21 protein-coding genes are annotated in these 26,018 nt (G+C 73.2%); 10 read left to right on the top strand and 11 right to left on the bottom strand.

Annotated elements, in window-relative coordinates; all coding sequences use genetic code 11:
- Positions 1-311 precede the first annotated feature (311 nt).
- Positions 312-746 carry a subtilase-type protease inhibitor gene (locus ACF07S_RS25280; RefSeq protein WP_391963188.1) on the top strand — a complete coding sequence of 145 codons (435 nt, stop codon included), beginning with the start codon at positions 312-314 and terminating at the stop codon, positions 744-746.
- Positions 747-910: 164 nt separating this feature from the next.
- On the opposite strand, the gene ACF07S_RS25275 is transcribed toward ACF07S_RS25280, so the two are convergent.
- Genes ACF07S_RS25275 through ACF07S_RS25265 form a run of 3 tightly spaced genes read right to left on the bottom strand, consistent with a single transcriptional unit; the run spans position 911 to position 2,772 of the window.
- Positions 911-1,108 carry a CDGSH iron-sulfur domain-containing protein gene (locus ACF07S_RS25275; protein ID WP_391963187.1) on the bottom strand — a complete coding sequence of 66 codons (198 nt, stop codon included), beginning with the start codon at positions 1,106-1,108 and terminating at the stop codon, positions 911-913.
- On the bottom strand, positions 1,089-1,742 hold the full coding sequence (locus ACF07S_RS25270; protein WP_391975183.1) for a HemK2/MTQ2 family protein methyltransferase: 654 nt from the start codon (positions 1,740-1,742) through the stop codon (positions 1,089-1,091). Before ACF07S_RS25270 ends, ACF07S_RS25275 begins: the two co-directional genes overlap by 20 nt.
- Positions 1,743-1,764: 22 nt before the next feature.
- The gene (locus tag ACF07S_RS25265; RefSeq protein WP_391963185.1) at positions 1,765-2,772 is read right to left on the bottom strand and encodes an iron-containing redox enzyme family protein; all 1,008 of its coding nucleotides are present in this window, start codon (positions 2,770-2,772) and stop codon (positions 1,765-1,767) included.
- Positions 2,773-2,852: 80 nt separating this feature from the next.
- Here ACF07S_RS25265 and ACF07S_RS25260 point away from each other — a divergent pair, with 80 nt between their 5' ends.
- The gene (locus ACF07S_RS25260; RefSeq protein WP_391963184.1) at positions 2,853-3,461 is read left to right on the top strand and encodes a flavodoxin family protein; all 609 of its coding nucleotides are present in this window, start codon (positions 2,853-2,855) and stop codon (positions 3,459-3,461) included.
- Positions 3,462-3,673: 212 nt separating this feature from the next.
- Here ACF07S_RS25260 and ACF07S_RS25255 read toward each other — a convergent pair whose 3' ends face one another.
- The 5 genes from ACF07S_RS25255 to ACF07S_RS25235 all read right to left on the bottom strand — a co-directional run bounded on the left by ACF07S_RS25255 (position 3,674) and on the right by ACF07S_RS25235 (position 10,988).
- A complete protein-coding gene (locus ACF07S_RS25255) occupies positions 3,674-4,690 on the bottom strand; it encodes a Ppx/GppA family phosphatase (protein ID WP_391975182.1) in 1,017 nt (338 codons plus the stop codon).
- 118 nt (positions 4,691-4,808) lie between these two features.
- A complete protein-coding gene (locus tag ACF07S_RS25250) occupies positions 4,809-7,634 on the bottom strand; it encodes an NHLP bacteriocin export ABC transporter permease/ATPase subunit (protein ID WP_391975181.1) in 2,826 nt (941 codons plus the stop codon).
- A 1-nt stretch (position 7,635) separates the two neighbouring features.
- Positions 7,636-9,858 carry an NHLP family bacteriocin export ABC transporter peptidase/permease/ATPase subunit gene (locus ACF07S_RS25245; protein WP_391975180.1) on the bottom strand — a complete coding sequence of 741 codons (2,223 nt, stop codon included), beginning with the start codon at positions 9,856-9,858 and terminating at the stop codon, positions 7,636-7,638.
- Complete coding sequence (locus tag ACF07S_RS25240; protein ID WP_391975179.1) at positions 9,855-10,661, bottom strand: HlyD family efflux transporter periplasmic adaptor subunit; 807 nt, start codon at positions 10,659-10,661, stop codon at positions 9,855-9,857. Before ACF07S_RS25240 ends, ACF07S_RS25245 begins: the two co-directional genes overlap by 4 nt.
- Positions 10,662-10,772: 111 nt before the next feature.
- A complete protein-coding gene (locus ACF07S_RS25235) occupies positions 10,773-10,988 on the bottom strand; it encodes a type A2 lantipeptide (protein ID WP_391975178.1) in 216 nt (71 codons plus the stop codon).
- Between the two features lie 565 nt (positions 10,989-11,553).
- Here ACF07S_RS25235 and ACF07S_RS25230 point away from each other — a divergent pair.
- Positions 11,554-12,807 carry a S1 family peptidase gene (locus tag ACF07S_RS25230; protein WP_391975177.1) on the top strand — a complete coding sequence of 418 codons (1,254 nt, stop codon included), beginning with the start codon at positions 11,554-11,556 and terminating at the stop codon, positions 12,805-12,807.
- A gap of 75 nt (positions 12,808-12,882) precedes the next feature.
- Here the strand turns inward: ACF07S_RS25230 and ACF07S_RS25225 are convergent, their stop codons facing one another.
- Entirely contained in the window at positions 12,883-15,027 is a 2,145-nt protein-coding gene (locus ACF07S_RS25225) for a SpoIIE family protein phosphatase (RefSeq protein WP_391975176.1), read from the bottom strand.
- 327 nt (positions 15,028-15,354) lie between these two features.
- Here ACF07S_RS25225 and ACF07S_RS25220 point away from each other — a divergent pair, with 327 nt between their 5' ends.
- The 6 genes from ACF07S_RS25220 to ACF07S_RS25195 all read left to right on the top strand — a co-directional run bounded on the left by ACF07S_RS25220 (position 15,355) and on the right by ACF07S_RS25195 (position 22,491).
- Positions 15,355-17,799 (top strand): SpoIIE family protein phosphatase, encoded by a 2,445-nt coding sequence (locus ACF07S_RS25220; RefSeq protein ID WP_391963176.1) that lies wholly within the window; start codon positions 15,355-15,357, stop codon positions 17,797-17,799.
- Positions 17,800-18,039: 240 nt separating this feature from the next.
- A complete protein-coding gene (locus tag ACF07S_RS25215; RefSeq protein WP_391975175.1) occupies positions 18,040-18,459 on the top strand; it encodes a CBS domain-containing protein in 420 nt (139 codons plus the stop codon).
- A 313-nt stretch (positions 18,460-18,772) separates the two neighbouring features.
- On the top strand, positions 18,773-19,840 hold the full coding sequence (locus tag ACF07S_RS25210; protein WP_391963174.1) for a glucose-1-phosphate thymidylyltransferase: 1,068 nt from the start codon (positions 18,773-18,775) through the stop codon (positions 19,838-19,840).
- Positions 19,837-20,817 (top strand): dTDP-glucose 4,6-dehydratase, encoded by a 981-nt coding sequence (rfbB, locus tag ACF07S_RS25205; protein WP_391975174.1) that lies wholly within the window; start codon positions 19,837-19,839, stop codon positions 20,815-20,817. Before ACF07S_RS25210 ends, rfbB begins: the two co-directional genes overlap by 4 nt.
- Entirely contained in the window at positions 20,814-21,701 is an 888-nt protein-coding gene (gene rfbD / locus ACF07S_RS25200; RefSeq protein ID WP_391963172.1) for a dTDP-4-dehydrorhamnose reductase, read from the top strand. Before rfbB ends, rfbD begins: the two co-directional genes overlap by 4 nt.
- Positions 21,688-22,491: a class I SAM-dependent methyltransferase gene (locus tag ACF07S_RS25195; RefSeq protein WP_391963171.1), complete on the top strand. Its 804-nt coding sequence runs from the start codon at positions 21,688-21,690 to the stop codon at positions 22,489-22,491. Before rfbD ends, ACF07S_RS25195 begins: the two co-directional genes overlap by 14 nt.
- On the opposite strand, the gene rfbC is transcribed toward ACF07S_RS25195, so the two are convergent.
- Together rfbC and ACF07S_RS25185 are read right to left on the bottom strand one after the other, a co-directional pair.
- On the bottom strand, positions 22,481-23,089 hold the full coding sequence (rfbC, locus tag ACF07S_RS25190; RefSeq protein WP_391963170.1) for a dTDP-4-dehydrorhamnose 3,5-epimerase: 609 nt from the start codon (positions 23,087-23,089) through the stop codon (positions 22,481-22,483). The genes ACF07S_RS25195 and rfbC overlap by 11 nt on opposite strands.
- Before the next feature lie 4 nt (positions 23,090-23,093).
- A complete protein-coding gene (locus tag ACF07S_RS25185; protein ID WP_391975173.1) occupies positions 23,094-25,055 on the bottom strand; it encodes a glycosyltransferase family 2 protein in 1,962 nt (653 codons plus the stop codon).
- Between the two features lie 272 nt (positions 25,056-25,327).
- Between ACF07S_RS25185 and ACF07S_RS25180 the strand changes: the two genes are divergently transcribed.
- A complete protein-coding gene (locus ACF07S_RS25180; RefSeq protein ID WP_391963168.1) occupies positions 25,328-25,828 on the top strand; it encodes a metallophosphoesterase family protein in 501 nt (166 codons plus the stop codon).
- Positions 25,829-26,018: the final 190 nt, after the last annotated feature.

The following is a 26,018-nucleotide window of genomic DNA, read 5'->3' as shown; positions in this document are numbered from 1 at the left end:
ACTCGTGCACTTCATGAACACAAGAAGTCGTCGAACGGCCTCGCGACAACAGAATCGGAATGTTTCAGGCCGATTGCGGAGCGGTGGGTTTTCGGTCATCTGGCCACTTCGCATATGCGGAGGCCCTCCCGTTACCGGGTCCGACCCCGTCGGCGCTGTCACTTCGCGCCACTGATTCAATACGCAAGGTTACTGAAATCCGCATGGTCGACGTGTGTTTCCGCCGTGGACTCGGCAGACTCCCGCTCGCCGGTTCGGCACCGACCGAGCACGAGCCGGCGACTCGTCACACGAGCGGAAGGATGCACACAATGCGGAACACCGCGCGCTGGGCCACCACCCTCGGCCTCACGGCCGCAGCCGTCTGCGCACCCCTGACCGGGGTGGCGTCGGCCACCGGGAACGATGCCCCGTCCGCGCTCTACGCCCCCTCGGCCCTGGTGCTCACGCTGGGCCACGGCGACAGCGCGGTGACCGTCGCGCCGGAACGCGCGGTCACCCTCGGCTGCGCCCCCGGCCCCTCGGGAACCCACCCGGCCGCCGCTTCGGCCTGCGCGGACCTGAACGACGTCGCCGGGGACCTGGACGCCCTGACGATGGACGAGGGCGTCTTCTGCACCAAGGAGTACGACCCCGTGGTCGTCACCGTCCACGGGGTGTGGCAGGGACAGCGCCTCTCCTACGAGCGCGTCTTCTCCAACACGTGCGTGATGAACGCTCACGGTTCGAGCGTCTTCGCGTTCTGAGACCGGGACCGCACGGTCCCGTGACCGCGCGGCGGCTCGCGGAGTTGGGGAGTGCGAGCCCTCCCGCGGAACGTGCGGTCCCGCACAAGGAGGCCGGCGGGCGGAGTGGGGCCGCCCGCCGGCCTCCGGGCTTCACGGCGCCGTGCCCCGGTCAGGGGCCCGGCTCACTCCCGGTCCCGGTGGCTGGTGTCGCACCAGGGGTAGCGCCGGCTGCGGCGGCAGGTGCACAGCGCCACCCGGAAGCGGTCGGAGGACACGATCGTGCCGTCCTCCAGCTCCACCTCCACCGGCCCCTCGACCAGCAGCGGCCCCTTGCGCCGGACGGTCACGCGTCGCGGGGTGTCAGACGGGGAGTTCGGCACGGACCACCACCAGTTCTTCCAGGTTCTCCGTCGCGGGCAGCAGCCCCCGCTCGCGCAGCCAGTGCTCCCTGCTCCGCAGCACCGGACCGAACGCGATACGGCGGCGCCGGGTCACCGCGGCCTTCAGACCGGAGTCCCGCAGACGGCCGAGCGTCAGCTCGGGGCCGCTGAGCGCCGACTGCACGAGCAGCAGCACACCGCCGGGCCGCAGCAGCGCGGGGGCCTCCCGGCAGATCCGGTCCAGCACGAGCCGCCCGTCGCCGCCGGCGTCCCAGGCGCGGGCCGCGCCGCGTGGCGGCCCGTGGCCCCCGGGCGCCGGAATGTACGGGGGGTTGGCGAGGACCAGATCGAAGGACCCGCCCCGCACCGGATCGAACAGGTTCCCGCGCCGGACGCGGACGGCGACCCCCGCCCGCAGCGCGTTCAGCCGCGCCGCGCACACCGCGCGCCGCGAGACGTCGACCGCGGTCACGCGGGCGCCGCGCCGGGCGGCCGCCACGGCCAGGGCCCCGGAACCGGTGCCCACGTCGAGGACGTCCGCGCCCGGTGGCAGCGGTTCCTCCGACAGGGCACCGGCCAGCAGCTCGGTGTCTTCCTGAGGGGCGTAGACGCCCGGTGGTGCCAGCGATTTCACAGATCACCGGGTACCCCCGTGTTCAGGGGGTGAACTCCTGGGCCAACGGTGTCCGCAGGGAGGACCGGCCCGCCTGCCAGTCGGCGAGCAGCCGGTCACCGAGCCGGTCCTCGACGAACACCGTGGCGTCGATGCCGAAGGCGATGTCGGCCTCGAGATGCGGCTCCACCTCCAGCAGGCCGCCGATCACGTCCTGGCGCACCACCTGTTCGTGCACGGCGTCCGCCTCCACGTGCTCGTCGTAGAAGTGCACGGCGGCGGGCCCCGCGCCCGTCCGGCGCATCGCCTCGGCGAGCCGCCGCGACCCGGGGGACGAGGTGATCTCGACCGCGGCGAAGTGGCCCACCAGGGCACCCCTGAGGGAACGGTGCAGCCCGAAGAGCGACATGAGGTTCACCGTGACCAGGAGCTCGGCGCAGGCCGCGTCCAGATGGCGGCCGTACGACGTGTCCAGGCCCAGATCCGCCATCAGGTCGGCGAACAGCCGCGCGTGCACCCGGTCGGCCCGGCCGCCCCCGTACTCGTCGAACTCCACCGCCGCCATCGCCGCCTTGGCCCGCCCCCACAGCCGGGGCAGCACCCAGGCGTGCGGATCGGCCTCCTTGAGGTGGTACAGGGACCGCTGGGCGGCGTACTCGCGCAGATGCCACAGCTCGCCCTTGTCGCGCAGGAAGTGGCTGACCCCGGTGCCGTCCACCGGCTCCACCAGGATCCCGGCGAGCGCGTCGTCGAGGCCGTCGTGACGCCGGGCGTCCGCGCGGAGCGCGGCGAGGAAGCGCTGCTCCAGGGCGGCGCGGGTGCGCAGCAGTCCGGGGTCCCATTCCAGTTCCGGCCGCACGCCCGCGAACCCGCGGTAGTGCAGCTCGTAACAGAGGTACAGGGCGAGCTGGAGGTCGTCGCCGTACACGGGGGCGGCGGCGGCCTCCTCGTCGGACGGCAGGGGGCCGGAGTCCCGCAGGTACTCCGCCACGGCCGTGCTGAGGGGGCCGCGCGGTGCGGGAAGCTGGGGTTCCTCGCTGGGGTTCTTCATGCGGCACGGGTACCCGGACGGCGTACGCGCACCCCACGTCCGCGTGGCACCGGGTGGGCCGGAGGGTACCCCTTACCGGCATGAGAGCACTCGTGATCAACTGCACGCTCAAGAAGTCACCGGAGACCTCCAACACCGAGGCGCTGTTCCGGACCGTCACCGCACAGCTGGAGAAGGACGGCGTGGAGGTCGATGTCGTCCGCGCGGTGGACCTCGACCTCGCTCCGGGAGTGGTCAGCGAGGCCGTGTACGAGGGGGACGCCTGGCCGGACGTCCACGCGCGGATCCTCGCCTCCGAGATCCTGGTCATCGCCTCGCCCACCTGGCTCGGCCAGCCGTCGTCGGTCGCCAAGAGGGTCCTCGAACGGATGGACGCCATGCTCTCCGAGACGGACGACGAGGGCCGGCCGGTGGCCTACAACCGGGTCGCGGGCGTCGTCGTCACCGGCAACGAGGACGGCGCCCACCATGTGATCAGCGAGATCACCGGCGGTCTGCAGGACATCGGCTACACCATCCCGGGCCAGGCGTGGACCTACTGGAACCAGGGCCCCGGCCCCGGTCCCAGCTTCCTCGAGGGCGGCAGCGGCCACGACTGGTCCCGCAGGACCGGCCGCGCGATGGCCGCCAACCTGCTGGGTGTCGCCCGGGCCCTGGCGGAGCGCCCGCTGGGACCGCCGCCGCAGTAGGAGGACGGGGCCTGCTCTCCCGAGGCCTGCTCCCGGGCCTTCCGTGTCCGGGGCGATGGCGTCGGCCGCCTCACCCCGGTGGCGGCGCTCGCCGGGGTCCTGGGCGCCGCGTCCGGCCTCCTCGGTCCCGCGCGCCACCTCCTCGACGGCCGTCCCGGCTCCCCGCGCCCGTCGTGCCCGGACACGGGGTCTGCGTTCGCCGTACGCGCGGGTCAGCCGTGCGGGGTGGCGACGCGCAGGGGTACGGGGCCGGCTCCGGCTCCGGCCGTCTCCTCCTCGTTGAGGCGGGTGACCTCCGCCCACCAGGACGGGCCGTCCTCGATGTGGCGCAGCAGCACCCCCTCGCGCAGCGCCCAGGGACAGATGGTCACCGTCCGCAGCCCGGTCAGCTTCATGGCCGTGTGTGCCACGACCGCGCCCGCCAGGCTCTGCACGGAACGCGGGGCGGAGATGCCGGGCAGCCGGGCCCGTTCGGCGGCGGGCAGGGCCGCCAGCCGGTCGATCGCCCCTCGCAGGTCGGCGCTGGACAGCTGCCGCTCCACGAACGGTCCGTGCCGCCCGGGCGCGGCCCCGCACAGTCGTCCCAGCTGCTGGAAGGTACGGGAGGTGGCGACCGCGGTGCGGGGCCCCTCCCAGCGGATCCGGGCCGCCACGTCCCGCAGCTGGTGCCGCACCCTGCGCCGCAGCGCCCGCACCTGCTCCGGGGAGGGAGGGTCGTGGTCCACGAAGTACTCGTGGGTGAGCCGGGCCGCCCCCAGCGGCAGCGAGGCCGCGAAGTCGGGCAGCCGGCCGCGTCCGAAGGCGGCCTCCAGCGAGCCCCCGCCGATGTCCAGCAGGGCCAGCGGCCCGGAGCGCCAGCCCATCCAGCGGCGCGCCGCGAGGAACGTGAGCTCGGCCTCGACGTCGCCCGGCAGGGTGCACAGGGCGACGCCGGTCCGCGCCCGGACCGTGCCCAGCACCTCCTGGCGGTTGGGGGCGGTGCGCACCACGGTGGTCGCGAAGGCCAGCGGGCCGGACGCGCCCCAGCGGGCGGCGGTGTCGTTCGCCGCCGCCACGGCGTCCACCAGGTCCTCCACGGCCCGCTCCGGGATCGGAGCGCCCGGTGTGACCTGTTCGGACAGCCGGAGCGGCCACTTGGCCGTGTGCACCGGGAGCGGAGCCCCGCCCTCCGTGTCCGACACGACGAGTCTGACGGTCTTCGATCCGACATCCATCACGCTGGTTCGCATGGACCGTGCGTACCCGTTCACCGCGCCGGCCAACGGCCGGGCCGCGGTGAACGGCGAAGACGAGTCGCAGGCGTGACCGGAAGGCAACCTCCCGTTGACCTTCCGCGGGGCCGCCACCTCACGCCATCTGCCGCCGCACCAGCTCGTGCAGCCGCCCGGTGGTGTCGGCGAGCAGCCGGGCCGGGGGACCCTGCTGCACCACCTTGCCGTCCTCCATCACCACCACCCGGTCCGCGTCCAGCACTGTCGACAGCCGGTGCGCGATGACGATCCGGGTCGCCTCCAGGGCCTTGGTGCTCTCGATCACCGTGCGCTGCGTCTCGTTGTCCAGGGCGCTGGTCGCCTCGTCGAAGAAGAGGATCCGCGGCCGGCGGATCAGCGCCTGGGCGATCATCAGCCGCTGCCGCTGGCCGCCGGAGACCGCGCCGCTGCCCGAGACGAGGGTGTGCAGCCCCATCGGCATCCGTCCGATGTCCTCGGCCAGCCCCGCCATCTCCGCCGCCGCCATCGCCTCCTCCGGCGTGTACGGCTCGGATCCGCGGATGACGTCCAGGATGGAGCCGGTGAACGGCTGGGCGTGCTGGAGCACCACTCCGCACTGGCGGCGCACCGCCGACCGGTCCAGGGCGGCCAGGTCCTGGCCGTCGTAGAGCACACTGCCGGACGCGGGCTTGTCGAAGCCGATGAGCAGCCGCAGCAGCGTGGACTTGCCGCAGCCGCTCGGGCCGACGACCGCCACGAACTCGCCCGGCCGCGCCTCGAAGGAGACGTCGTCGAGGACCAGCGGACCGTCGTCGGAGTAGCGGAAGGACAGCCGCCGGGCCTCGATCGCCCCGGACAGCGGGCCCGGCCGGGTGCTCGCCGAACGCACCTCGGGCACGGCGTCCAGCACCGGCCTGATCTGCTCGAACAGCGGCAGCGCGGCGACCCCCGAGACGAACGCGCCGGTCAGCTGGGTGACCGAGGTCAGCACCATCGTCACCGACGTGTTGAAGGCGAGGAACTCCGCCGCCGTCATCGAGCCGCGGGCCGGCCCGGCCAGCAGCACGAACATCACCAGGGTGCACAGCGGCAGGTAGACCGCGCCCAGCACCGCCGTCAGGTTCTTGATGCGGCCGGCCCCCTGCTGGAGCTCACGGCTGCGGGCGAACTCGGACGCCCAGGCGGCGTACGCGTAGTTCTCCGCCGCCGCCACCCGCAGCTTCGGCAGCCCGCGCAGGGTCTGGAAGGCCTGGTTGTTCAGCTTGTTGGTGAGCACCACCAGGCGTCGCTGCCAGCGCACCTGCCACAGTCCGAGCCCCAGGAACACCCCCGCGACGACGACCAGCATCCCGATCGCGGCCAGTGCCATCGGCACGCTGAACCACAGCAGCAGTCCCAGGTTCATGGCGCCCACGGTGACCGACTGGGCCACCGTGGGACCGACCCCGGCCAGCAGCCGGCGGATCGCGCTGATCCCCATGGCCGCGCTCGCCAGCTCACCGGTCGAACGCTCGGTGAAGAACTTCGTCGGCAGCCGCAGCAGCCTGTCCCACACCGCCGGCTGGAGCGTCGCCTCCACCCGGCCCTCCAGCCGCAGCAGGGTGAGGTTCTGCAGCAGCATGAAGGCGGCGGCCACCACACTGCTCAGGATCACCGCGAGACACGCCTGCGCGATCAGCCCGGTCTGCGCCCTCGGCACGAACTCACCGAGCACCTTGCCGGTGGCGAGGGGCACCAGGGCCCCGATCGCCACCGTCACCAGACCGCTCAGCAGCAGACCGGTCAGATCGCCGCGTGTCCCCGTCATGCAGAACCTCAGCAGCCTCAGAGGGCCCAGCCGCCGCTCGGGCAGCGGGCGGTAGAACATCACCGCGCGGGGCTCGAACTCCTCGGCGTTCGCCTTCCCGACCGGTGTCTCCCTCCCGGTCGAGGGATGCACCGCCACATACCCGCCGCGCCGCCACAGCAGCGCCACCGGGACACCGGACAGGGCCCGGTGACCCACCAGCGGACCGACGTCGTCCCGCCACCAGCGGCCGGACAGCCGTACGGCACGGGTGCGGACCCGGGACGCCAGGGCGACCTGCTCGACCGGGTCGAGCCGGTCCCCGCCGGTGCCGGACTGCGTGGGCGCGGCGAGCGGGATCCCGGCCGCCCGCGCGACCAGCTTGCACGCCGCGTACGTGGCGTCGGCGTCCGCGGCCGTCGTGCGCCGGCCCGGCCGTGTGCCGATGGCGGCCAGCAGCGTCCGGTCGGCCCGGGCCCGCACCGCCTCACCGGCCTTGATGCCTTCGGCGGTCCGCGTCTCGTGGGTGTGTTCCAGCTGCTCGATCCACCGGTCCAGCGTCGTCATCAGCCGGTACTGCTGGTCGACCATGCTCTGCCACAGCGCCGGATCCATCAGCAGGTCGGCCGCCGCCTCCACGCCGTACAGCGAGCCGTACTGCACGCTGCCCGGCGGGACCTGCATCCAGAACACGTCGTCGTCGGAGGGCGCGGCAGCCCGGTCCGTGGCCATCGGCGCCTGGAACAGCACCGACAGAGCGCGGCCCACGCCGAGCGCGAGCGCGTACTCCAGCGGGCTCGTCGTCGGCGGCACGTACTGCGGGTTGCCGTACTCGTCGTAGGACCAGGTCTGGGTGCCGGCCTGCTGGTACAGCTCGCGCAGCCCGATGCGGTGCACCACGCAGTCCCGCAGCGGACGCGCCACCAGCGTGTGGGCCGGACCGGCCACCGGGCCCAGCACCAGGGAGCCCGCCTCCAGCCGGCCCAGATGATGCCAGTGGCCCTGCTGCTCGGCGTCGACCGCGAACAGGTCCACGGCGCCGGACACGATCAGCCACAGCACCTGCGGTCCCTGAAGGTCCAGGCGGGTGAGACCGGCGCAGTCGATCGGCGTGCCCAGCGACCCGAGCGCGCCCAGGACGAGGTCGCCGCCCGGTCCCTCGTGCACGGCTGTCATCTCATCGCTCCCTGACCAGCGCCGCGTACGCGCCGCCGCGCGCCACCAGCTCCTCGTGCCGTCCGCGCTCCACGACCGTGCCGTGGTCCAGGACGACGATCTCGTCGCTGTCGCGCACCGTGCTCAGCCGGTGCGCGATCACCACGCACGCGCAGCCCCGCCGGCGCAGGTTGTCCATCACCACCAGCTCCGTCTCGGCGTCCAGCGCGCTGGTCACCTCGTCGAGCACCAGGATGCTCGGCCGGCGCACCAGCGCCCGCGCGATCTCCAGGCGCTGGCGCTGACCGCCGGAGAAGTTCCGGCCGTCCTGCTCGACCGGGCTGTGGATGCCACCCGGCCGGCGCACGATCACGTCGTACAGCGCCGCGTCCTTGAGCGCCTCCACCACGGCCTCGTCCGGGACCGACGGGTCCCACAGCGCCACGTTGTCGCGGACGGTGCCCTCGAACAGGAACACGTCCTGGTCGACGAAGGAGACGGAGGCGGCCAGCGCGCCGCGCGGGATGTCCTCGATGCGCTGCCCGTCGATCCGGATCACGCCCTCCCACGGCGCGTACAGACCCGAGATCAGCCGGGACACCGTCGACTTGCCGCTGCCGGAGCCGCCCACCAGCGCCACCTGCTGGCCGGGCCCGACGGTCAGGTCGAACCCGGTCAGCAGCGGCTTGTCCAGCGGGCTGTAGCCGAAGGAGAGGTTCTGCAGCTCGACGTGCCCGTGCAGGCGGCGGGTCGATTCGCCGGAGCCGGGACGGCCGTGGAGCGGGTCCGCCTCGAAGGCCTCCACGTCCTTCAGCCGGGCCACGTCCGCGGCGAAGTCCTGGATCCGGCCCGCGACGCCGTTGAGCCGGGTCAGCGGGGCGGTGAACCGGGTCACCAGCGCCTGGAAGGCGACCAGCAGGCCGACCGAGATGTGGCCTTCGACCGCCCGCATGCCACCGATCCACAGGATCAGCGCGCTGTTGAGCGTGGCGAGCGTCGGCGCCACCACACCGAGCCAGGCGCTCGGCACACCGAGCCGCTGCTGCTCCTCCAGGGTGGTGGCGTGCTGCCCGGCCCATTTGCGGAAGTAGCCGTCCTCCCCGCCGGTCGCCTTCAGCGTCTCGATCAACTGCAGCCCGGTGTACGCCGTGTTGGTGAGCCGCGCGGTGTCCGCGCGCAGTTTCGCCGTACGGGTGGCACGCAGCCGGACGACGATCCGCATCGCCACGATGTTCAGCAGCGCCACACCGATGCCCACGAAGGTCAGCTGGGGGTCGTACGTGTACAGCAGCACCGCGTACAGCACGACCACCACGACGTCCACGCCCGCCGCCGACAGGTCGCGGGCCAGCGTCTCGGCCACCGCGTCGTTGGACTGCAGCCGCTGCACCAGGTCGGCCGGGCTGCGCTGGGAGAAGAACGTCACCGGCAGCCGCAGCAGATGGCTCAGGAAGCGGGCGCTGGACAGGGTGGAGGAGATCAGCCGGCCGCGCAGCAGATTCGTCTGCTGGAGCCAGGTCAGCACGAGCGTGAGCAGCACGCACGCGCCCATCGACGTGAACAGCACGCCCAGCATCGAGGTCCGGCCGCCGATCAGGAACTCGTCGATGTAGGTCCGGCTGAGGCCGGGCACGGCCGCGCCGACCGCCACCAGCAGCAGGCTCGACAGCACCACGGCGGGCATGGTGCCCGCGGTGCCGCGCAGCCGGGCCGGCATCGCACCGAGCACGCCCGGCCTGCGGCCGCCGCGGGTGAAGTCCGCGCCGGGCTCCATGACCAGGACGACACCGGTGAAGCTGCCGTCGAACTCCTCCAGGGGGACGAACCGCCGCCCCTTGCCGGGGTCGTTGATGTACACCCCGCGGCGGCCGAACCGGCGGCCCATGCCGTCGTAGACGACGTAGTGGTTGAACTCCCAGAACAGGATGGCCGGAGCCGTCACCTCGGCGAGGGCGGCCAGATCCATCTGCATGCCCTTGGCGGTCAGCCCGTAACTCCGGGCCGCCTTCAGCAGGTTGCCGGCGCGCGAGCCGTCCCGCGAGACACCGCAGGCGATCCGCAGTTCCTCCAGCGGGACATGGCGGCCGTAGTGGCCGAGCACCATGGCGAGGGAGGCGGCGCCGCACTCCACGGCCTCCATCTGGAGCACGGTGGGCGTACGGACGGTCTTGGCCCGGGGCGTGGGCACCTTGCGCTTGGGCGGGGCGGCGCGGCGCCGGCCGCGCGTCTCCTGGGCGGTGGTCACGGCAGCAGCCAGTCGACGGGACGCCGGTCGGCCAGCCGGATCGAACCCGTGGCCGGGGTCATCGAGGTGAGCCGGAACGGCGGACCGTCCGCGGAGGACCACGCGTAACCGCTCTCGGTGGTGGACGACTTCTCCAGCTCCACCGTGACGGCCACCGGCCTGCCCTTCTCGGTGAACTGCTCGCCGAGCCGGCTGTCACCGAGGAACGCGGCGATCCGCTGGGCGGACTGGGCCGAGCGGTCCACGGATCTCACCTCGCCGTGCAGCACGCCGTACTCCTGGCTCGGCACCGACTGCACGGTCAGATCGACGGAGGCGTGGGCGGGGATGCCGGCGGCGCTCTCGGCGGGGACGTACACGGTCGCGTACAGCGGGGCCTTCGCGTGGGCGACCTTCTCCACGGCGGCGACGTTCGCGCCGGTGCCGATGATCTGCCCGACGCCGGCGGTGAGCGCGGTGATCCGGCCCGCGTCCAGGGTGCGTACGACGGTGTCGCCCTGTTCGGTGCGCACCTTCAGGACGGAGGAGCCGGCGGGCAGCCGCTCGCCCTCCTTCGCGAGCACGGCGGTGACCTGGCCGGCGACGGGGCTCTGCAGGACGTAGCTGCCCTGCCCGTACGTGAGGACGGCGGGCGCGTCGACCGTCGAGGCCACCGATCCGGTCACCGCCCACACCGAGGCGGCGGCCATCGCGATCACCGTCACGGACAGCACCAGCCAGCCCTGGGGCCGGGCGAAGCGCACCGGGAGGTCGAGTTCCTCGGGCGACCGGAGTTTGGCGACGGCCTGTTGGCGGAACTGCACGGTTCTTCCCTCACCTGGGTGAGCTGGGGGACATGGGTCGGGGACCGCCGGGGCACCACGGAGTCCCGGAGCCGGGGTGCGGCTCCGGGACTCCGTGACGCGGGGGCTCGATCAGAGACCGGCGACCAGGTTGGTGACCGGGGCGGTGCTCAGGCCGGTGGCACCCTCGACGGTGCCGACGACCGTGCCGACCACGCCGGAGACGGGGACGATGCCGTCCACCGCGCCGGTGAGGGTGTTCACGGTGTTCACGGACAGGCCGCCGGAGACGTTGTCGAGGTCGGCGTCGGAGATCTCGACGGTCTCGACCTGGGGGGTGGAGTTCATGATGGAGCTTCCCTTCGTATGGAATTTCACCAGGGGGGAGCGGCCCCCTCCGGGGAGATGAAGGCCGCGACCGCGGGCGCCGGGCGCCCGTCGCCGGGAGCCCGGAACGGCCCTGCGGTGCGATGGATCAAAGCACGCCGCGGGTCCGCGCTTCCAATCAACCAACCTTCTCACCAGGCAACTTGCGTCCAGCGGGCGTCCAAGCGTGCAGGCGAGGGCACGGCTCGGGGGCTACTTCTTCACATGCCCCACCGCATCGGTTCGGCCGGTCGCTTGCGCCCCCGGACCGGAATCCGGCACACCGGCCCCAAAGGCGTGACCCGGTCCGCCGGCCTGTGGACGAACCCCGGCTCCGGTGACCGGGTTGGGTATTCGCTGTGCAGATTCGCTGAAGCCAAGATTCCGCATCACGGTCACGACGCACCGGGCACGACCGGTGACCGCCGGTGACCACCGGTCGGGATTGAACGCGCCCCGCGGCCCCCGCGTACCAACAGCCGTCCGGGCGCCCCGACGACTGCCGAACGGCGGCACGACTCCGGTCCCCCCCAGGAGGTCGAGAAGTTTGAGTCACAAGCGAATTCCGAAGCGCAAGGCCGCGATCGCCGCGGGCGGCGTGATGGCGCTCGGCGCCGCCGCGATCCTGCTCCCGGACGCCGGTGCGTCGCAGGACGGCGCGTCGGACGACGCCGCGGCGGCGCCGAGGACCCTCAGCGCGACGGACGCCCCGGACCTCGCCTCACAGCTCGCCGGACTCCTCGGCGAGGCGTTCGCCGGCTCCTACTACGACAGCGAGAACCGGCGGCTCGTCGTCAACGTCGTGGCGGACGACGGCAACGACGTGGTCGCGCGGGCGCAGAAGGCGGGCGCCGCCGTCCGCGAGGTCGACAACAGCATGACCGAACTGGCGGCGGGAGCGCGGACACTGAGGGCGCGGGCGGCCGTTCCGGGCACCTCGTGGGCCGTCGACCCGCGCACCAACAGGATCCTCGTCACCGCGGACAGCACGGTGACCGGCGACAAGTGGGACAGACTGCAATCCACCGTGCGGAGCCTCGGCTCCGGCATGGCGACCATCAAGAAGTCCGCGGGCACGTTCAAGACGTTCGCCTCCGGCGGCGACGCCGTCTTCGCCAGCGGCGCGCGCTGCTCGCTCGGCTTCAACGTCACCGCGGGCGACGGCACCCCGGCCTTCCTGACGGCCGGTCACTGCGGTGTCGCGGCCGGGCAGTGGTCCGACGCACAGGGCGGTCAGCCGATCGCCACCGTGGACCAGGCGGTCTTCCCCGGCGAGGGCGACTTCGCACTCGTCCGCTACGACGACCCCGCCACCGAGGCGCCCAGCGAGGTGGACCTCGGCGACCGGGCCGTCGCGATCAGCCGGGCCGCGGAGGCCACCGTCGGCCAGGAGGTGTTCCGGATGGGCAGCACCACCGGGCTCGCCGACGGTCAGGTGCTCGGCCTGGACGCCACGGTGAACTACCCGGAGGGCACGGTCACCGGTCTCATCCAGACGGACGTGTGCGCGGAGCCCGGCGACAGCGGCGGCTCGATGTTCACCGAGGACGGTCTCGCCATCGGCCTGACCTCGGGCGGCAGCGGCGACTGCGCCTCCGGCGGCGAGACGTTCTTCCAGCCGGTCACCACGGCCCTGGAGGCGGTCGGCGCGACCCTCGGCGCGGTCGGCGGGACCGGCGGGGCGGGCGGTGAGACCGGCACCGGTGAGGAGGCCGGCGGTCAGGACGCCGGCGGTGAGGAGGCCGGGGCGGGCGCCGGTCACGGCGCCGAGGACGCATCCGGGCCGACACCGGCCCACTGACGCCGCCTCGGCCCGCCGGCCCCGGTCCGGCCCCGTCGCCCGAGCCGCGGCGGGGCCGGACCCCGCCGCGCGCCCTCACTCCCGCGGAAGCGCCCTGAGCAGCAGCAGCGCGATGTCGTCCAGGCGGCCCTCCGCGTCCGCGCCGTGCTGGACCAGGGCGTCGGCGAGGTCGTCCAGCGGCCGGTCGCCGAGGTCGTGGAGGCGCCGGCCCAGATCGGCGAGGGCGTCCTCGAAGTCCGTACCGGGGGACTCGACCAGCCCGTCGGTGTACAGGACGAGCAGCGAACCGGGAGGGAGGGCGACCTCGGTCGACGGGTAGGACGCCGAGCCGTCGATGCCGAGCAGCGGACCGCCGGCCAGGTCCAGCACCCGGACCCGCCCGTCGGGCCGGCACAGCAACGGCGGCGGATGCCCCGCACGGGACATCACGGCCCGCCCGCCCGCGGGATCGATCCGCAGGTACAGACAGCTCGCGAACAGGTCGGAACCCAGGTCGAGCAACAGCCGGTTGGTGCTGCGCATGACCTCCTCGGGCGCCTGCCCGACCGCGGTGTACGCGCGCACGGCGGTGCGGATCTGGCCCATCAGCCCCGCCGCCGTGACGTTGTGCCCCTGCACGTCCCCGATCACCGCCGCCGCCATGCCCTGCGTGGGCATCAGGTCGTAGAAGTCGCCCCCGATCTCCATGCCCTGGGTGGCCGGCAGATAGCGGGCCGCCGTCTCGATGCCGGCGAGCGACGGCAGTGTGTGCGGCAGCAGCGCCTCCTGCAGCCCGTGTGCGAGCCGGTGCTTGGCGTCGTAGAGCAGCGCCCGCTCCAGCGCCTGGGCGATCAGCCCGGCCAGGCTGGTCAGCACCGCCCGCTCCTCCGTCGCGAAGCGGTGCGGCCTCGCGTACGACAGCACGCACGTCCCCACCGGGCGCCCCGAGGCGATCAGCGGCAGATACGCCCACGCCGAGTACTCGGAGGGGTTCACCACCAGCGCCGGATACAGGCGCTCGACCTCCGCACGGCTCTCGAAGAAGGCGGGCACGCCGGTGCGCAGCACCTGGCTGCCCGGGGTCGGCTCCGACAGCGGGATCCCGTCGAACCGCTCCACGACCCGCGGGTCGGCGTAACCGCGGTGCCCGAGGACGCGCAGCCGGCCCGCCCGGGAGCCGAGGAGCACCAGCGCCTGGCTGCCCACCGCCGGCGCGATCTCGTCCGCGACCAGCTGCACCACGTCCTGCACCCCGACGGCCTCGGTCAGCGCACCGGCCAGGCTCAGCACCTGGGAGATGGTCACCAGCCGCGTCGCGGTGCGCCCGGGCCGCGTCGCGGCGCGGTCCATCTCCGCCACCGCGCGCGCCCTGCTGATCCGGACGCTGAGCCCGGTCGTGCTCGGATACAGCCGGAACGACAGCCACTCGCCGGGCGGACGCAGCGCCACGAACGAGGTGACGTGCTGGCTGAACAGCGCGGCCCGGTAACGGTCCTCGTACACGGGATCGTTCAGCCACGGCACCGACGCCCACAGCTGGGCGCCGAGCAGCCTGCTGACCGAGACGTCCAGCAGCTCGGCCGCGGCGGGGTTGGCGAAGCCGACCCGCCCGTCGAGATCCAGTGAGCACAAGCCGTACGGCAGCCGGGACACCATCCGCGCCGCCTCCACCGCGCCGAGCGTGCCGGCCATGCCTCCCACCAGCGGCGCGGCCAGCAGATCCGGCTCTGGCGGCAGCGGCAGACTCTGCTCGGCGGCCCGCTCCAGGCGCACCGCCAGCCGGTCGCAGGCGGCGGTCAGATGATCGCGCTCCCAGTCGGAGAGTTCCGGCGGGTGCGTGCCGGGCCAGGTCACGAAGACCGCGCCGTACGCCGTGGCCGCGGTCGCCACCGGAACCGCGGCCAGCGCGAAGGGATAGGGCAGCACCACGGCGATCCGGGGGTAGCGGCGGGCCATCTCCTCCTCGTCGCCCACCCAGACCAGCCGGCGCTCGCGCACCGCGTCGGACACCGGGATCGGCGCACTCAGCCCGACCCGCTCCCACGGGGCCGCGAAGACGCGGGGAAGGCCCGCCATCACCGCCATCTCCAGTACCGACCGGTCCGGCGACAGCAGGTACATCGCCCCGGAGTGGGCATGCACCTCGTCCATCATCGCGGCCAGGGTCAGCGACAGCATCGGACGGCCGACCGGTGGCCGCGCGCCCGACGGCGTCCGCGCGGACGACTGCCCCTCGGACACGCCGACCACCTCCTCGCACGGCCGTGCCACCCGCCCCCGGGACCCAATCTCCCCCCTGTGGAGCCGTCGCGCACGACGAACGGCGGGACACCGGGCCGGACACGTCCGGGCACGGGCCGCACGACCGGGCACGCACGGGCCGCGCGACCGGGCGCGTGCCGCGTGCCCGGACGTACCTGTCGCATGCCCGGGCAGGCGGACGGGGCACCGCCCGCTCCCGCGCCGCACCCGCTCCCGTGACGCCCGCCGCCCGTGCCCCGCGCCGTGGCCGCGCGGGGCGCCGCCGAAGACGCACAGGGGCTGCGCGGGTGTCCCATAAGCGCTGTAATGGCCAACGTGGTCGGTGAGGGCGCGGGACTCAGCACGAGAGCGCAGCGTGCGCACAGTGCCCTGAGGACGATCGCGGCCGACCGGGAGCCGCCCGAGCGGATACGCGGAATCCTGGAGCAGGCCCTCGTCTTCGCCGGCGCCTCCTTCGCCGGCCTGTACACGCCCAGCGCGGACGGGGAGCTGCTGTGCCTGACGGAGTCGGCCGGGGTGCCCAGGACCCTGTGCGGGGTCCGCGACAGCTACCCCGTCGCCGGGCGCGCCCCGGTGGCCGAGGCGCACCGCGGGCGGCCGGTCTGGCTGGGCCCGGGAGACCTCGCCGCACAGGCCCCGTCGCGGCGGGTGCCCAGCCCCGATTTCTTCCTGGCCGCCCTGCCCGTCCGCCACGGCGGCGGCGCCTGCCTGCTCGCCGTCAGCGAGCGCGCCCACGGATTCGACGCCGACGACCGCTCCTGCCTCGGCCTCGTCGCCGATGCCGTCGCCTTCCCCGCGCCGCCCGCGGCCGCCGACGGCGCCGGCCTGCCTCCGGGTGGCTTCAGCCTCGCCATGGACACCGGCCGGGTCCGGGTGGGCGGGGACGTCCTGGAGCTGTTCGGACTCCACCCGGACGACTTCGACGGACGGGTGGAGACGCTGCTGAGCCTCACGGTGCCCGAGGACCTGCCCTCACTGATGTCCGTCGTCGAGGCCGACCACATGACGATCGGCGACCGCGAACTGGAGTTCCGGGTGCTCCAGCCCACCGGCCCGCCCAGGTGGCTCCGGCTGAGCGGGCGGCTGGTGCACGGCGGCGAGGGGCGCCCGGCCCGGCTCGTGGGCACCGTCGCCGACGCCTCCACGCTGCGCTCCGACATCACGGACGTGGCCCGCGTCCAGCGTCTCGCCGCCGCGCTGGCCACCGCGGGCACCGTCCGGGACGTCGGCAAGGCCGTGGTCGCCGCCCTGCGCCGGCCGCTGCGAGCCGACCGGATCGCGCTCGCCGAGCTGGAGAGCGACCGGCTCGTCGTCACCGTGCTCGACCCGCCCGAACCGGAGGCCTGGCCGGAGCTGTGGCGCTCGGAGTGGCGCACCGAGTGGCCCGACGCGCCGGTGCGCAGCATGCCCACCCTCGCCGCGGCCCTGCGCGAGGGCCGGGCCCGGATCTGGCCGGCGGGGTCCCCGCTGGAGACCGCCCTCGCCGAGGTCGGCCCCGGCGGCCTGGCCGTGCTGCCGCTGCCCGCCGGTAACCGGACAGCCGGCGCCTGCCTCATCGGCTGGGACGCCCCGCACGACTTCGGCGCCGACGAACGCGCCCTGCTCACCGCCGCCGCCGGCCTGGCCGGACAGGCCCTGGCCCGGGCCCGCGCCTTCGACGCCGAACACGAACTGGTCGGCATGCTCCAGCGCCAGCTGCTGCCGCGCCGCCTGCCCCGGCTGCCGGGCGCGGTCGCCGTCGCCCGCTACCTGCCCAGCACCGTGGGCCTGGAGCTGGGCGGCGACTGGTACGACGTGATCCCGCTGCCCGACAACCACGTCGCCTTCGTCATCGGCGACGTCCAGGGCCACAGCGCCGGCGCGGCCACCCTCATGGGGCAGATGCGCACCGCGCTGCGCGCCTACGCCGTCGAGGGCCACCCCCCGGACGTCGTGGTGTCCCGCGCCAACCGGCTCCTCATGGACATGGAGACCGACCTCTTCGCCACCTGTTGCTATGTCGACATCGACATGGAGGAGGGCTTCGCCTGGTGCGTCCGCGCGGGTCATCTTCCGCCGGTGCTGCGTCACCCGGACGGCAGTACCGACATCGCGGAGGCCGAGGGCGGCCCGCCGCTCGGGGTGGTGCAGCAGAGCGACTTCCCCATGAGCCCGCTCAGACTGCAGCCCGGCACGATGCTCGCGCTCACCACGGACGGCCTGGTCGAGACCCCGGAGAGCGACATCGACGAGGGCATGGAGCGTTTCGCCCGGCAGCTGTCCGCGGCCGACCCCGCCCGTCTCGAGGCGGTCGCGGACGCCCTGCTCGGCAAGGCCCGGCGCAGCGACGACGTCGCCCTGCTGCTGATGCGGTACGACGGCATGGCCTCGCGCCCGCTGCGGGAGAGCTGGACGGTGTGGCGGGTGCCCCAGGCGGTCGGGCACGCCCGCCGCTTCACCCGGCGCACCCTGCGTTCCTGGGAGGTGACCGAGGACATCGACGCCGCCCTGCTCGCCGTCTCCGAACTGGTCACCAATGCCCTGGTGCACACCGACGGCAAGGTCCGGCTCGACCTCACTCTGGTCAACGGCCGGCTGCGACTCGCGGTCGCCGACGCCTCGCCCCGCACGCCCGTCAAGCCCACCAGCATCGGCTGGGAGGCCACCGGAGGCCGGGGCATCCTGCTGGTCGAGGCCGTGTCGGCGGCCTGGGGCGCCCTGCCCGTCAGCGGGGGCAAGCAGGTGTGGGCGGAGTTCGTCGTGCGGCACTGAGGGCCAGGTCGCGTCTCGTTACCCCCGGCCTCGCAGGTCTGCGAACCCCCGGGCCCCATCCTCAGGCCTGCAACCCCCCGGACAGGCCCGCAGGCCCTCGGCCCCCAGGCCTGCGCACCCACCGGCCCGCAGACCCGGGAACCCACGGTTTCACGGGCCCGCAGCCGCCCGGTGACGGCAAGCCTCCGCCGGGTACCCGGAACGTCGGCCGAGAGACGGCAACGAGGCAGAGGAGGCGTCATGACACAGCATGTCCGCGACATCATGACCAGCGCGCCGGTGACCGTGGAGGCCCAGACCTCCGTCGCACAGGTCGCCCGCGTCATGCGCGACCGCGATCTCGGATCCGTACTGGTGACCGACGGCGACCGGCTGCGCGGGCTGGTCACCGACCGCGACCTGGTGGTGCGGGCGGTCGCCGAGGGCGGCGACCCCGAGGAGACCACCGTGGCGGGCGCGTGCAGCGAGGACCTGGTCACCGTGGGACCGGACGACGACCTGGACCGGGCGGTACAGCTGATGCGCGAGCACGCCGTGCGCCGCGTCCCCGTCGTCGAGGGCGGGCGCCCCGTCGGCATCGTCTCCCTGGGCGACACCGCCATGGAGCGCGACCCCGACTCGGCCCTCGGCGACATCAGCGTGGCCCGGCCCAACACCTGAGACGCCGGCCCGGGCGGGAACTCCCCGCCCGGGCCGACGCGTGGGGGACACCGCGTGCCGCACGGCGGCCGGCGGTCCGGCCGGCGGGGAGCAGGGGACCGCGACGACAGCGAAAGCGGAAGGCGGACCTGGCTGCTCGCCGTGGACCGCGGTACCGTCTCCCCCACCTCGAACACAGGTATGGAGGGAAACATCGTGAAAGGCGAGGATCAGCGGTATCCGGGCTTCTGATCGGATCTCTCCCGGGATTCTCGTAATGGCCCGGTAAAGCGATCGATGCTCCTTACGCCGGAACACGGCTATGGTGAACCGGATGAAGGCTCTCGTGCTCTCCGGTGGTGCCGGAACCCGGCTGAGACCGATCACCCACACCTCGGCGAAACAACTGGTGCCCGTGGCCAACAAGCCCGTGCTCTTCTACGGGTTGGAGTCCCTCGCGGACGCGGGCGTCACCGACGTCGGGATCGTCGTGGGGGACACGGCCGCGGAGATCGAGGAAGCGGTCGGCGACGGATCGAAGTTCGGCCTGCAGGTCACCTACATCCCCCAGGGACAACCCCTGGGCCTGGCCCACGCCGTACTGATCGCCCGGGACTGGCTCGGTGACGACGACTTCGTGATGTACCTCGGCGACAATTTCATCGTCGGCGGCATCACCGGCCTCGTCGAGGAGTTCCGCCGGCACCGTCCCGACGCGCAGATCCTGCTCACCAAGGTCGCCGACCCCCGCTCCTTCGGAGTCGCCGAACTCGACCCGTCCGGCAGGGTGACCGGACTGGAGGAGAAACCGGCCGACCCCAAAAGCGATCTCGCCCTGGTCGGTGTCTACCTGTTCACCCCCGCCATTCACCGGGCGGTGCGCGCCGTCACCCCCTCCTGGCGCGGTGAACTCGAGATCACCCACGCCATCCAGCATCTGATCGACTCCCGCGCCGACGTGCGCTGCACCGTCGTCCAGGGCTACTGGAAGGACACCGGCAACGTCGTCGACATGCTGGAGGTCAACCGCTCCGTCCTCGAGACCGTCGAACGCCGTATCGACGGCCAGGTCGACGACCGGTCGGAGACCGTCGGCCGGGTGATCGTGGAACAGGGCGCGCGGATCGTCGGCTCGCGCATCGTCGGACCCGCCGTCATCGGCGCCGGCACGGTCGTGCGGGACTCCTACGTCGGCCCGTTCACCTCCGTCGCGGAGAACTGCCGGATCACCGACAGCGAACTCGAGTTCTCCATCGTCCTGCGGGACTCCTCCATCGACGGTGTCGGCCGCATCGAGTCCTCGCTGATCGGCCGGCACGTCGAGGTGACCCCCGCGCCGGGCGTCCCCAGCGCCCACCGATTCGTCCTCGGAGACCACAGCAAGGTGCGGATCCATTCATGAACCTCCTCGTCACCGGGGCCGCCGGCTTCATCGGCTCCCACTACGTCCGTACGCTGCTCGCCTCCGACGCGCCCGACGCGCCGCGGATCACCGTGCTGGACGCCCTCACCTACGCCGGCACCCTCGACAACCTCGAACCCGGCCATCCCCGCCTGGAGTTCGTCCAGGGCGACATCCGCGACGCCGGTCTCGTCGACAAGCTGACGGCCGAGGCGGACCAGGTCGTCCACTTCGCCGCCGAGTCCCACGTCGACCGCTCCATCCTCACCGCGTCCGACTTCGTCCTCACCAACGTGGTCGGCACCCAGGTCCTGCTCGACGCCGCCCTGCGCCACCAGGTGGGCACCTTCGTGCACGTCTCCACCGACGAGGTCTACGGGTCCATCGCGTCGGGCTCGGCCACCGAGGCGTACCCCCTCCGGCCCAGCTCCCCGTACTCCGCCTCCAAGGCCTCCTCCGACCTGCTCGCCCTCGCCCACCACCGCACCCACGGCCTGGACGTCCGCGTCACCCGCTGCTCCAACAACTACGGACCGCACCAGTTCCCCGAGAAGGCCGTCCCGCTCTTCGTCACCAACCTCCTCGACGGGAAGAAGGTCCCGCTCTACGGCGAGGGCCTCAACGTCCGCGACTGGCTGTACGTCGACGACCACTGCGCCGGCGTCGAACTCGTCCGCACCCGGGGACGCCCCGGCGAGATCTACAACATCGGCGGCGGCACCGAACTCACCAACAGGGAGCTCACCGGTCTCCTCCTCGAGGCCTGCGGGGCCGGCTGGGACCAGGTGGAGCACGTCGAGGACCGCAAGGGTCACGACCTGCGCTACTCCGTCGACTGGACCAAGGCCCGCGACGAACTCGGCTACCGCCCGCGCCACGACTTCACCACCGGCCTCGCCGAGACCGTCGCCTGGTACCGCGACAACCGCCCCTGGTGGGAACCGCTCAAGCGGCGTGTCGCCGGGGAGCGGGCATGAACTGGCTGATCACCGGCGCGGGCGGCATGCTCGGCCGTGACGTCGTCGCCGAACTGACCCGGCGCGGCGAGCGGGTCACCGGCCTCGACCGCTCCGCCCTGGACATCACCGACGCCGGGGCGCTCGACCGCGCCCTCGCCGGACACCGCCCCGGACTGGTGGTCAACTGCGCCGCCTACACGGCCGTCGACGACGCCGAGGCCGACGAGGCACGCGCCACCGCGGTCAACGGCGAGGGACCGCGCCTGCTGGCCCGCGCCTGCGCCGCCCACGGAGCCCGGCTGATCCACGTCTCCACCGACTACGTCTTCCCCGGCGACAGCCGCACCACCCCCTACCCGGAGGACCATCCCACCGGCCCGCGCACCGCCTACGGCCGCTCCAAGCTCGCCGGCGAGCGAGCCGTACTGGAGGAACTGCCCGGCGCGAGCGCGGTCGTGCGCACCGCTTGGCTCTACGGCGTCCACGGCACCAACTTCGTGCGGACGATGATCGCTCTGGAAACCCGCCGCCCCACCGTCGAGGTCGTCGACGACCAGCGGGGCCAGCCCACCTGGAGCGCGGACGTGGCCGAGCACATAGCCGGCCTCGGCCCCCGCCTCGGCGACGGCGCGCACGGCGTCTTCCACGCCACCAACTCCGGCGAGGCCACCTGGTACGACCTGGCCCGGGAGGTGTTCCGCCTGATCGGCGCCGACCCGGAGCGGGTACGGCCCACCACCACCGCCGCCTTCCCGCGGCCCGCGCCGCGTCCCGCCTACAGCGCCCTCGCGCACGACCGCTGGCAGGAGGCCGGCCTGCCCGCGCCGCGCGACTGGCGCGCAGCCCTGCACGAGGCATTGCCCGGTATCCGCAAGGAGAGTCCCCTTCGTGAAACGCCATGAGTTCCTCCGGGAACTGCACAAGGTCAGCGCCAACCGCAACTACCTGGAGATCGGCGTCAACGACGGCCGCAGCCTGCGTCTGTCCCGCGTGCCCAGCATCGCGGTCGACCCCGCCTTCAAGGTGGTCTCGGAACTGAAGTGCGACGTCCACCTGGTGAAGGCCACCAGCGACGACTTCTTCGCCCGCGACAACCCGCTGGCCCACCTCAAGGGCGGACGGCACCCGCTGCGCAATCTGCGCCGGGGCCGCAGCCCCTTCGGCCACTGGCGCCGCACCACGCTCGACCTGTCGTTCATCGACGGCATGCACCTGTTCGAGTACGCCCTGCGCGACTTCATGAACGTGGAGAAGCACTCCGACTGGTCCAGCGTGATCGTCCTCGACGACATGCTGCCGCGCAGCGTGGAGGAGGCCGCCCGGGACCGGCACACCACGGCCTGGACCGGCGACGTCTACAAGATCACCGAGGTGCTGGCGCGCCACCGCCCCGACCTGGTGACCGTCCTGGTGGACACCCGGCCCACCGGTCAGCTCGTGATCTTCGGCGCCGACCCGGACAACACGGTGCTGCACGACGAGTACGACGAGATCATGGCCGAGTACAAGGTGCCCGACCCGCAGAAGGTCCCGGAGTCCATCCTGGAGCGGGCCGGGGCGGTGCCGCCCGAGGCACTGCTGCGGGCCGGGTTCTGGCGCCCCCTCGTCCAGGCCCGCAACCGCGGCCTGCCGCGGCGCGTGGGCTGGGAGCCCCTGCGCCGCGCCCTGGACCAGGTCGGCGTCAGCCGCTGAGCCCCCTGCCGCGCAGCTCCTCGTAGCGGGCGCGGCAGGCCTCGTACGAGGGCAGCAGGCCGAGGCGCTCCGCCTCGGCCAGCGTGGGCGCCTGCAGGTCCTTCGGGGACAGCACCGGCTCGATGTCCTCCGGCCAGCCGATGCCGAGGGCCGGGTCCAGCGGGTGCACGCCGTGCTCCCGCTCGGGCGCGTACCCGGTCGAGCAGAGGTAGACCACCGTCGCGTCGTCGGTGAGCGCCATGAAGGCGTGCCCGAGCCCCTCGGCGAGGAACACCGCGCGCCGGGTGCCGTCGTCGAGCCGCACGGCCTCGGAACGCCCGTAGGTGGGGGAGCCCGCCCGCAGATCGATCACCACGTCGAGGACCGCGCCGCGCACACAGGTCACGTACTTGGCCTGCCCGGGCGGCACGTCGGCGAAGTGCACCCCGCGCAGCACGCCACGGCGGGACACCGAGCAGTTGGCCTGCGCCAACGACAGGTCGTACCCCGTCGCCCCGCGGAACTCCTCGCCCCGGTAGCACTCGTGGAAACTGCCCCGGTCGTCCGGGAACACCTTCGGTTCCAGGACCCAGGAGCCCTCGATGTCCAGCGCGCGCACCGCGTCACCGCCTTTCGCCGGGCAGGGGCGACAACACCTTCGCGCGGGCGGCGCCGAGCACGCGCCGCACCCCGCGCAGCAGCTTCCGCGCCGTACCCGGGCGGGGGACGGGCACCACCAGCGCACTGCCGCCGGCGGCAAGCGCACTGCCGCCGGCGGCACGCAGCGCGAACGGCAGTCCCGTCCAGCCGGGCTGCTCGGCATCGGGGGCGAGGCTCAGGGCGACCCGCCAGATCCCCCGGGGCAGCCCGGACGGCAGGGTGGCCTCCAGCAGGGAGCCCGGCCCGTCGGCCTCGCCGGTCAGCGTGCCCGTGGCGTGCAGCGTCCTGCCGGAGGCCGTGAACCTGAGGCCCGCCCGGGCGGCGTCCGCCGCGTGGAGCGGGATGCGGACACGCAGCCGGGCCCCGGAGACGGTGACGTCCGGCCGCCGCACACCGCCCAGGCCGAGCCGTCTGCCCTCGACGGAGGTGTCCAGCGACAGATTGCCGTGCGGTTCGGTCCAGTACGGCAGGACCGCGCGGTCGCCGACGACGCCCGCGTACGGCTCGGGACGGGTGGCGCGCGGGGCGGGGCCCAGCCGGCACTCCTTGGTCCAGCCGCCGAGCTTGACCCGGACCACGGCGTCCCAGACCCCCTCGCCCGGCAGGAGGGCCGGATCGACGGTCGCGGTCGCCCGCAGTACCAGCCGCACCCGCTCGCCGTCCTCGACGGCGACCGTCTCCCGGGTGAACTCCACGGGCTGGAAGTACTGGGCGGAACTGGACCGTTCACGCAGCAGCAGGTCCGCCGTGGCCTGCCCGTAGCGCGCCGCGGTCTGCGCGCCGACCCAGGCCACCGCCTCCTCGACGTCCTTCGGCGCGTCGGCCGGCGTGGTGCGGACGGCGTCCGCGGGGAACGTCATCGGCTCGCCCGCGGAGGTGTACTCGGCGGTGAAACCGATGTGCAGCGAACCGTCCCGCCACTCCACCCGCGTGGGTGCCGCCGTCGGTGCGACACCGGCCTCCCACGCGGCGAAGGCCACCACGTCGTCGTACCGGTCGGTCTCGGCCAGCGCGGCGACCACCTGCTGCGTCGGCTGCAAGCCGGCCGCGACACCCGGGCCGAACCGCTCGACGACGACCTTGTGGATCTCTGCGAACAGTTCCCTGCGGTAGTCGTCCGGCAGCCCCAGCAGCCGCCGGGCCCGCAGCCGCTCCACCATCTCCACCCGCAGCCAGCGGCGGAACAGCCGGTCGCGCACCGGCCCCGGCTCGGTGTACCGCTCGACCACGTCGAGCGCCTCCCGGAGGTTCCCGAAGTACCCCGCCGGGTCGAAGCGCCGGAAGCCGGCGTTGGAGGCGTCGTCGCGCCGGATGTGGTAGTAGCAGACGTAGTCGCCGAGCACGGACACGTTGGCCGCGCGCAGATACGCCTCGGTGACGAAGACGTGGTCCTCGAGGCGCCGCCGCCCCTCCGGGAAACGCAGCCCGATCCGGTCGAGGAACTCCCGGCGGAACATCTTGTGCGGGGTGAGGCTGTCGATCAGCGGGGCGTTCTCCACGGTGGCCCGCGGATGGTTGCGGCGGAACAACTCCACCGGTACCCCGCGGTTCTTGCCGGCCATCTTGCCCACCACGACATCGGCGCCGTTGGCCACGCCGTACTCGTACATCCGCTCCAGGGCCTCGTCGCCCAGGTAGTCGTCGTTGTCCACGAACATCACGAACTCGCCCCGCGCAGCGGCGATCCCGACGTTGCGCGGCTTGCCCGACCAGCCGGAGTTCTCCTGGTGGATCACCCGCATCCGGGGGTCCTCGGCGGCCAGCCGGTCGAGCCGGGCCGGGGTCCCGTCGGTGGAGCCGTCGTCGACGAAGACCGCCTCGTACGCGTCGGGAGGAAGTGACTGCCGCTGCAGCGAGGCGATGCAGTCCTCGATGTAGATTCCCGGGTTGTACACGGGGACGATGACGCTGACCTTGACCGGCATATGGATTTGGGGCCCTTCGGGTCTCTTGCGGTCGAACGGGCTGACTTGCTACGCGTTGCCCGATCGTAACCCCGTGACCACCGCGCCGCCGTCCGTGCCCCGCCGCCGGGACCACGCGTCGATCACCACCGGCGGGCCGCCGATCTGCTTGTACGCCCGGACACTTGAGGCGTGACGGACCGCCCGCGACGCGGTGCCGTCCGAGGCCGTCGCCCGGATCACGGCACCGTCCCTGCGACCCGTTCCGGACGACAGGCCCTAAGGTGCTCCTCGTGCGACTGCTTCTGATGGCCGACACCCATGTGCCCAAGCGCGCGAAACAGCTGCCCGCGCCGCTGCTGGACGAACTCCCGCGGGCGGACGTCGTGTTCCACGCGGGGGACTGGATCGACACCGCCACCCTCGATCTGCTGGAGAGCCGCAGCCGCAGACTCGTCGGCGTGTACGGCAACAACGACGGACCCGCGCTGCGCGCCCGGCTGCCCGAGATCGCCTACGCGGACCTCGGCGGGCTGCGCTTCGGCGTGATCCACGAGACGGGGGCCGCGCAGGGCCGGGAAAAGCGGTGCGCCGCACGCTTCCCCGATCTTGACGTGCTGGTGTTCGGGCACAGTCACATCCCGTGGGACACCACCGCACCCACGGGACTCCGGCTGCTCAATCCGGGCTCACCGACGGACCGCCGCCGACAGCCCCACTGCACTTACCTGACCGCGGTGATCGAGCGGGGCCACCTCACGGAGGTGGAACTCCACCGGCTGCCCCCGCGCTGACGGTCCGGGCCGCTTCGTCTCGGTGGAAGCGGCCCGGGCGCTGTGAACAGGTGCGCTTTCACGGACCTCCTTCCCACGATCGGAGGTGACACCGGGCGAATACCCCACCCCGGCGGGTTCACACACCCTCCTTCTCTCCCGGCCTCCCGGTGTCCCGGACGTGCCGTTCCTTCGGTCGCGGCCGGCCGCC

The organism is Streptomyces sp. NPDC016640 (genome assembly GCF_043076215.1).
In the GTDB taxonomy this organism is placed as follows: Bacteria; Actinomycetota; Actinomycetes; order Streptomycetales; family Streptomycetaceae; genus Streptomyces.
This window is presented reverse-complemented; position numbering and strand designations above follow the sequence as displayed.

Excerpts from the sequence above, each read along its gene's own strand:
- ACF07S_RS25280 (WP_391963188.1), top strand. The coding sequence starts at position 312 with ATGCGGAACACCGCGCGCTGGGCCACCACCCTCGGCCTCACGGCCGCA.
- ACF07S_RS25265 (WP_391963185.1), bottom strand. The coding sequence starts at position 2,772 with ATGAAGAACCCCAGCGAGGAACCCCAGCTTCCCGCACCGCGCGGCCCC.
- ACF07S_RS25260 (WP_391963184.1), top strand. The coding sequence starts at position 2,853 with ATGAGAGCACTCGTGATCAACTGCACGCTCAAGAAGTCACCGGAGACC.
- ACF07S_RS25255 (WP_391975182.1), bottom strand. The coding sequence starts at position 4,690 with ATGCGAACCAGCGTGATGGATGTCGGATCGAAGACCGTCAGACTCGTC.
- ACF07S_RS25250 (WP_391975181.1), bottom strand. The coding sequence starts at position 7,634 with ATGACAGCCGTGCACGAGGGACCGGGCGGCGACCTCGTCCTGGGCGCG.
- ACF07S_RS25235 (WP_391975178.1), bottom strand. The coding sequence starts at position 10,988 with ATGAACTCCACCCCCCAGGTCGAGACCGTCGAGATCTCCGACGCCGAC.
- ACF07S_RS25220 (WP_391963176.1), top strand. The coding sequence starts at position 15,355 with ATGGCCAACGTGGTCGGTGAGGGCGCGGGACTCAGCACGAGAGCGCAG.
- ACF07S_RS25215 (WP_391975175.1), top strand. The coding sequence starts at position 18,040 with ATGACACAGCATGTCCGCGACATCATGACCAGCGCGCCGGTGACCGTG.
- ACF07S_RS25210 (WP_391963174.1), top strand. The coding sequence starts at position 18,773 with ATGAAGGCTCTCGTGCTCTCCGGTGGTGCCGGAACCCGGCTGAGACCG.
- rfbB (WP_391975174.1), top strand. The coding sequence starts at position 19,837 with ATGAACCTCCTCGTCACCGGGGCCGCCGGCTTCATCGGCTCCCACTAC.
- rfbD (WP_391963172.1), top strand. The coding sequence starts at position 20,814 with ATGAACTGGCTGATCACCGGCGCGGGCGGCATGCTCGGCCGTGACGTC.
- ACF07S_RS25185 (WP_391975173.1), bottom strand. The coding sequence starts at position 25,055 with ATGCCGGTCAAGGTCAGCGTCATCGTCCCCGTGTACAACCCGGGAATC.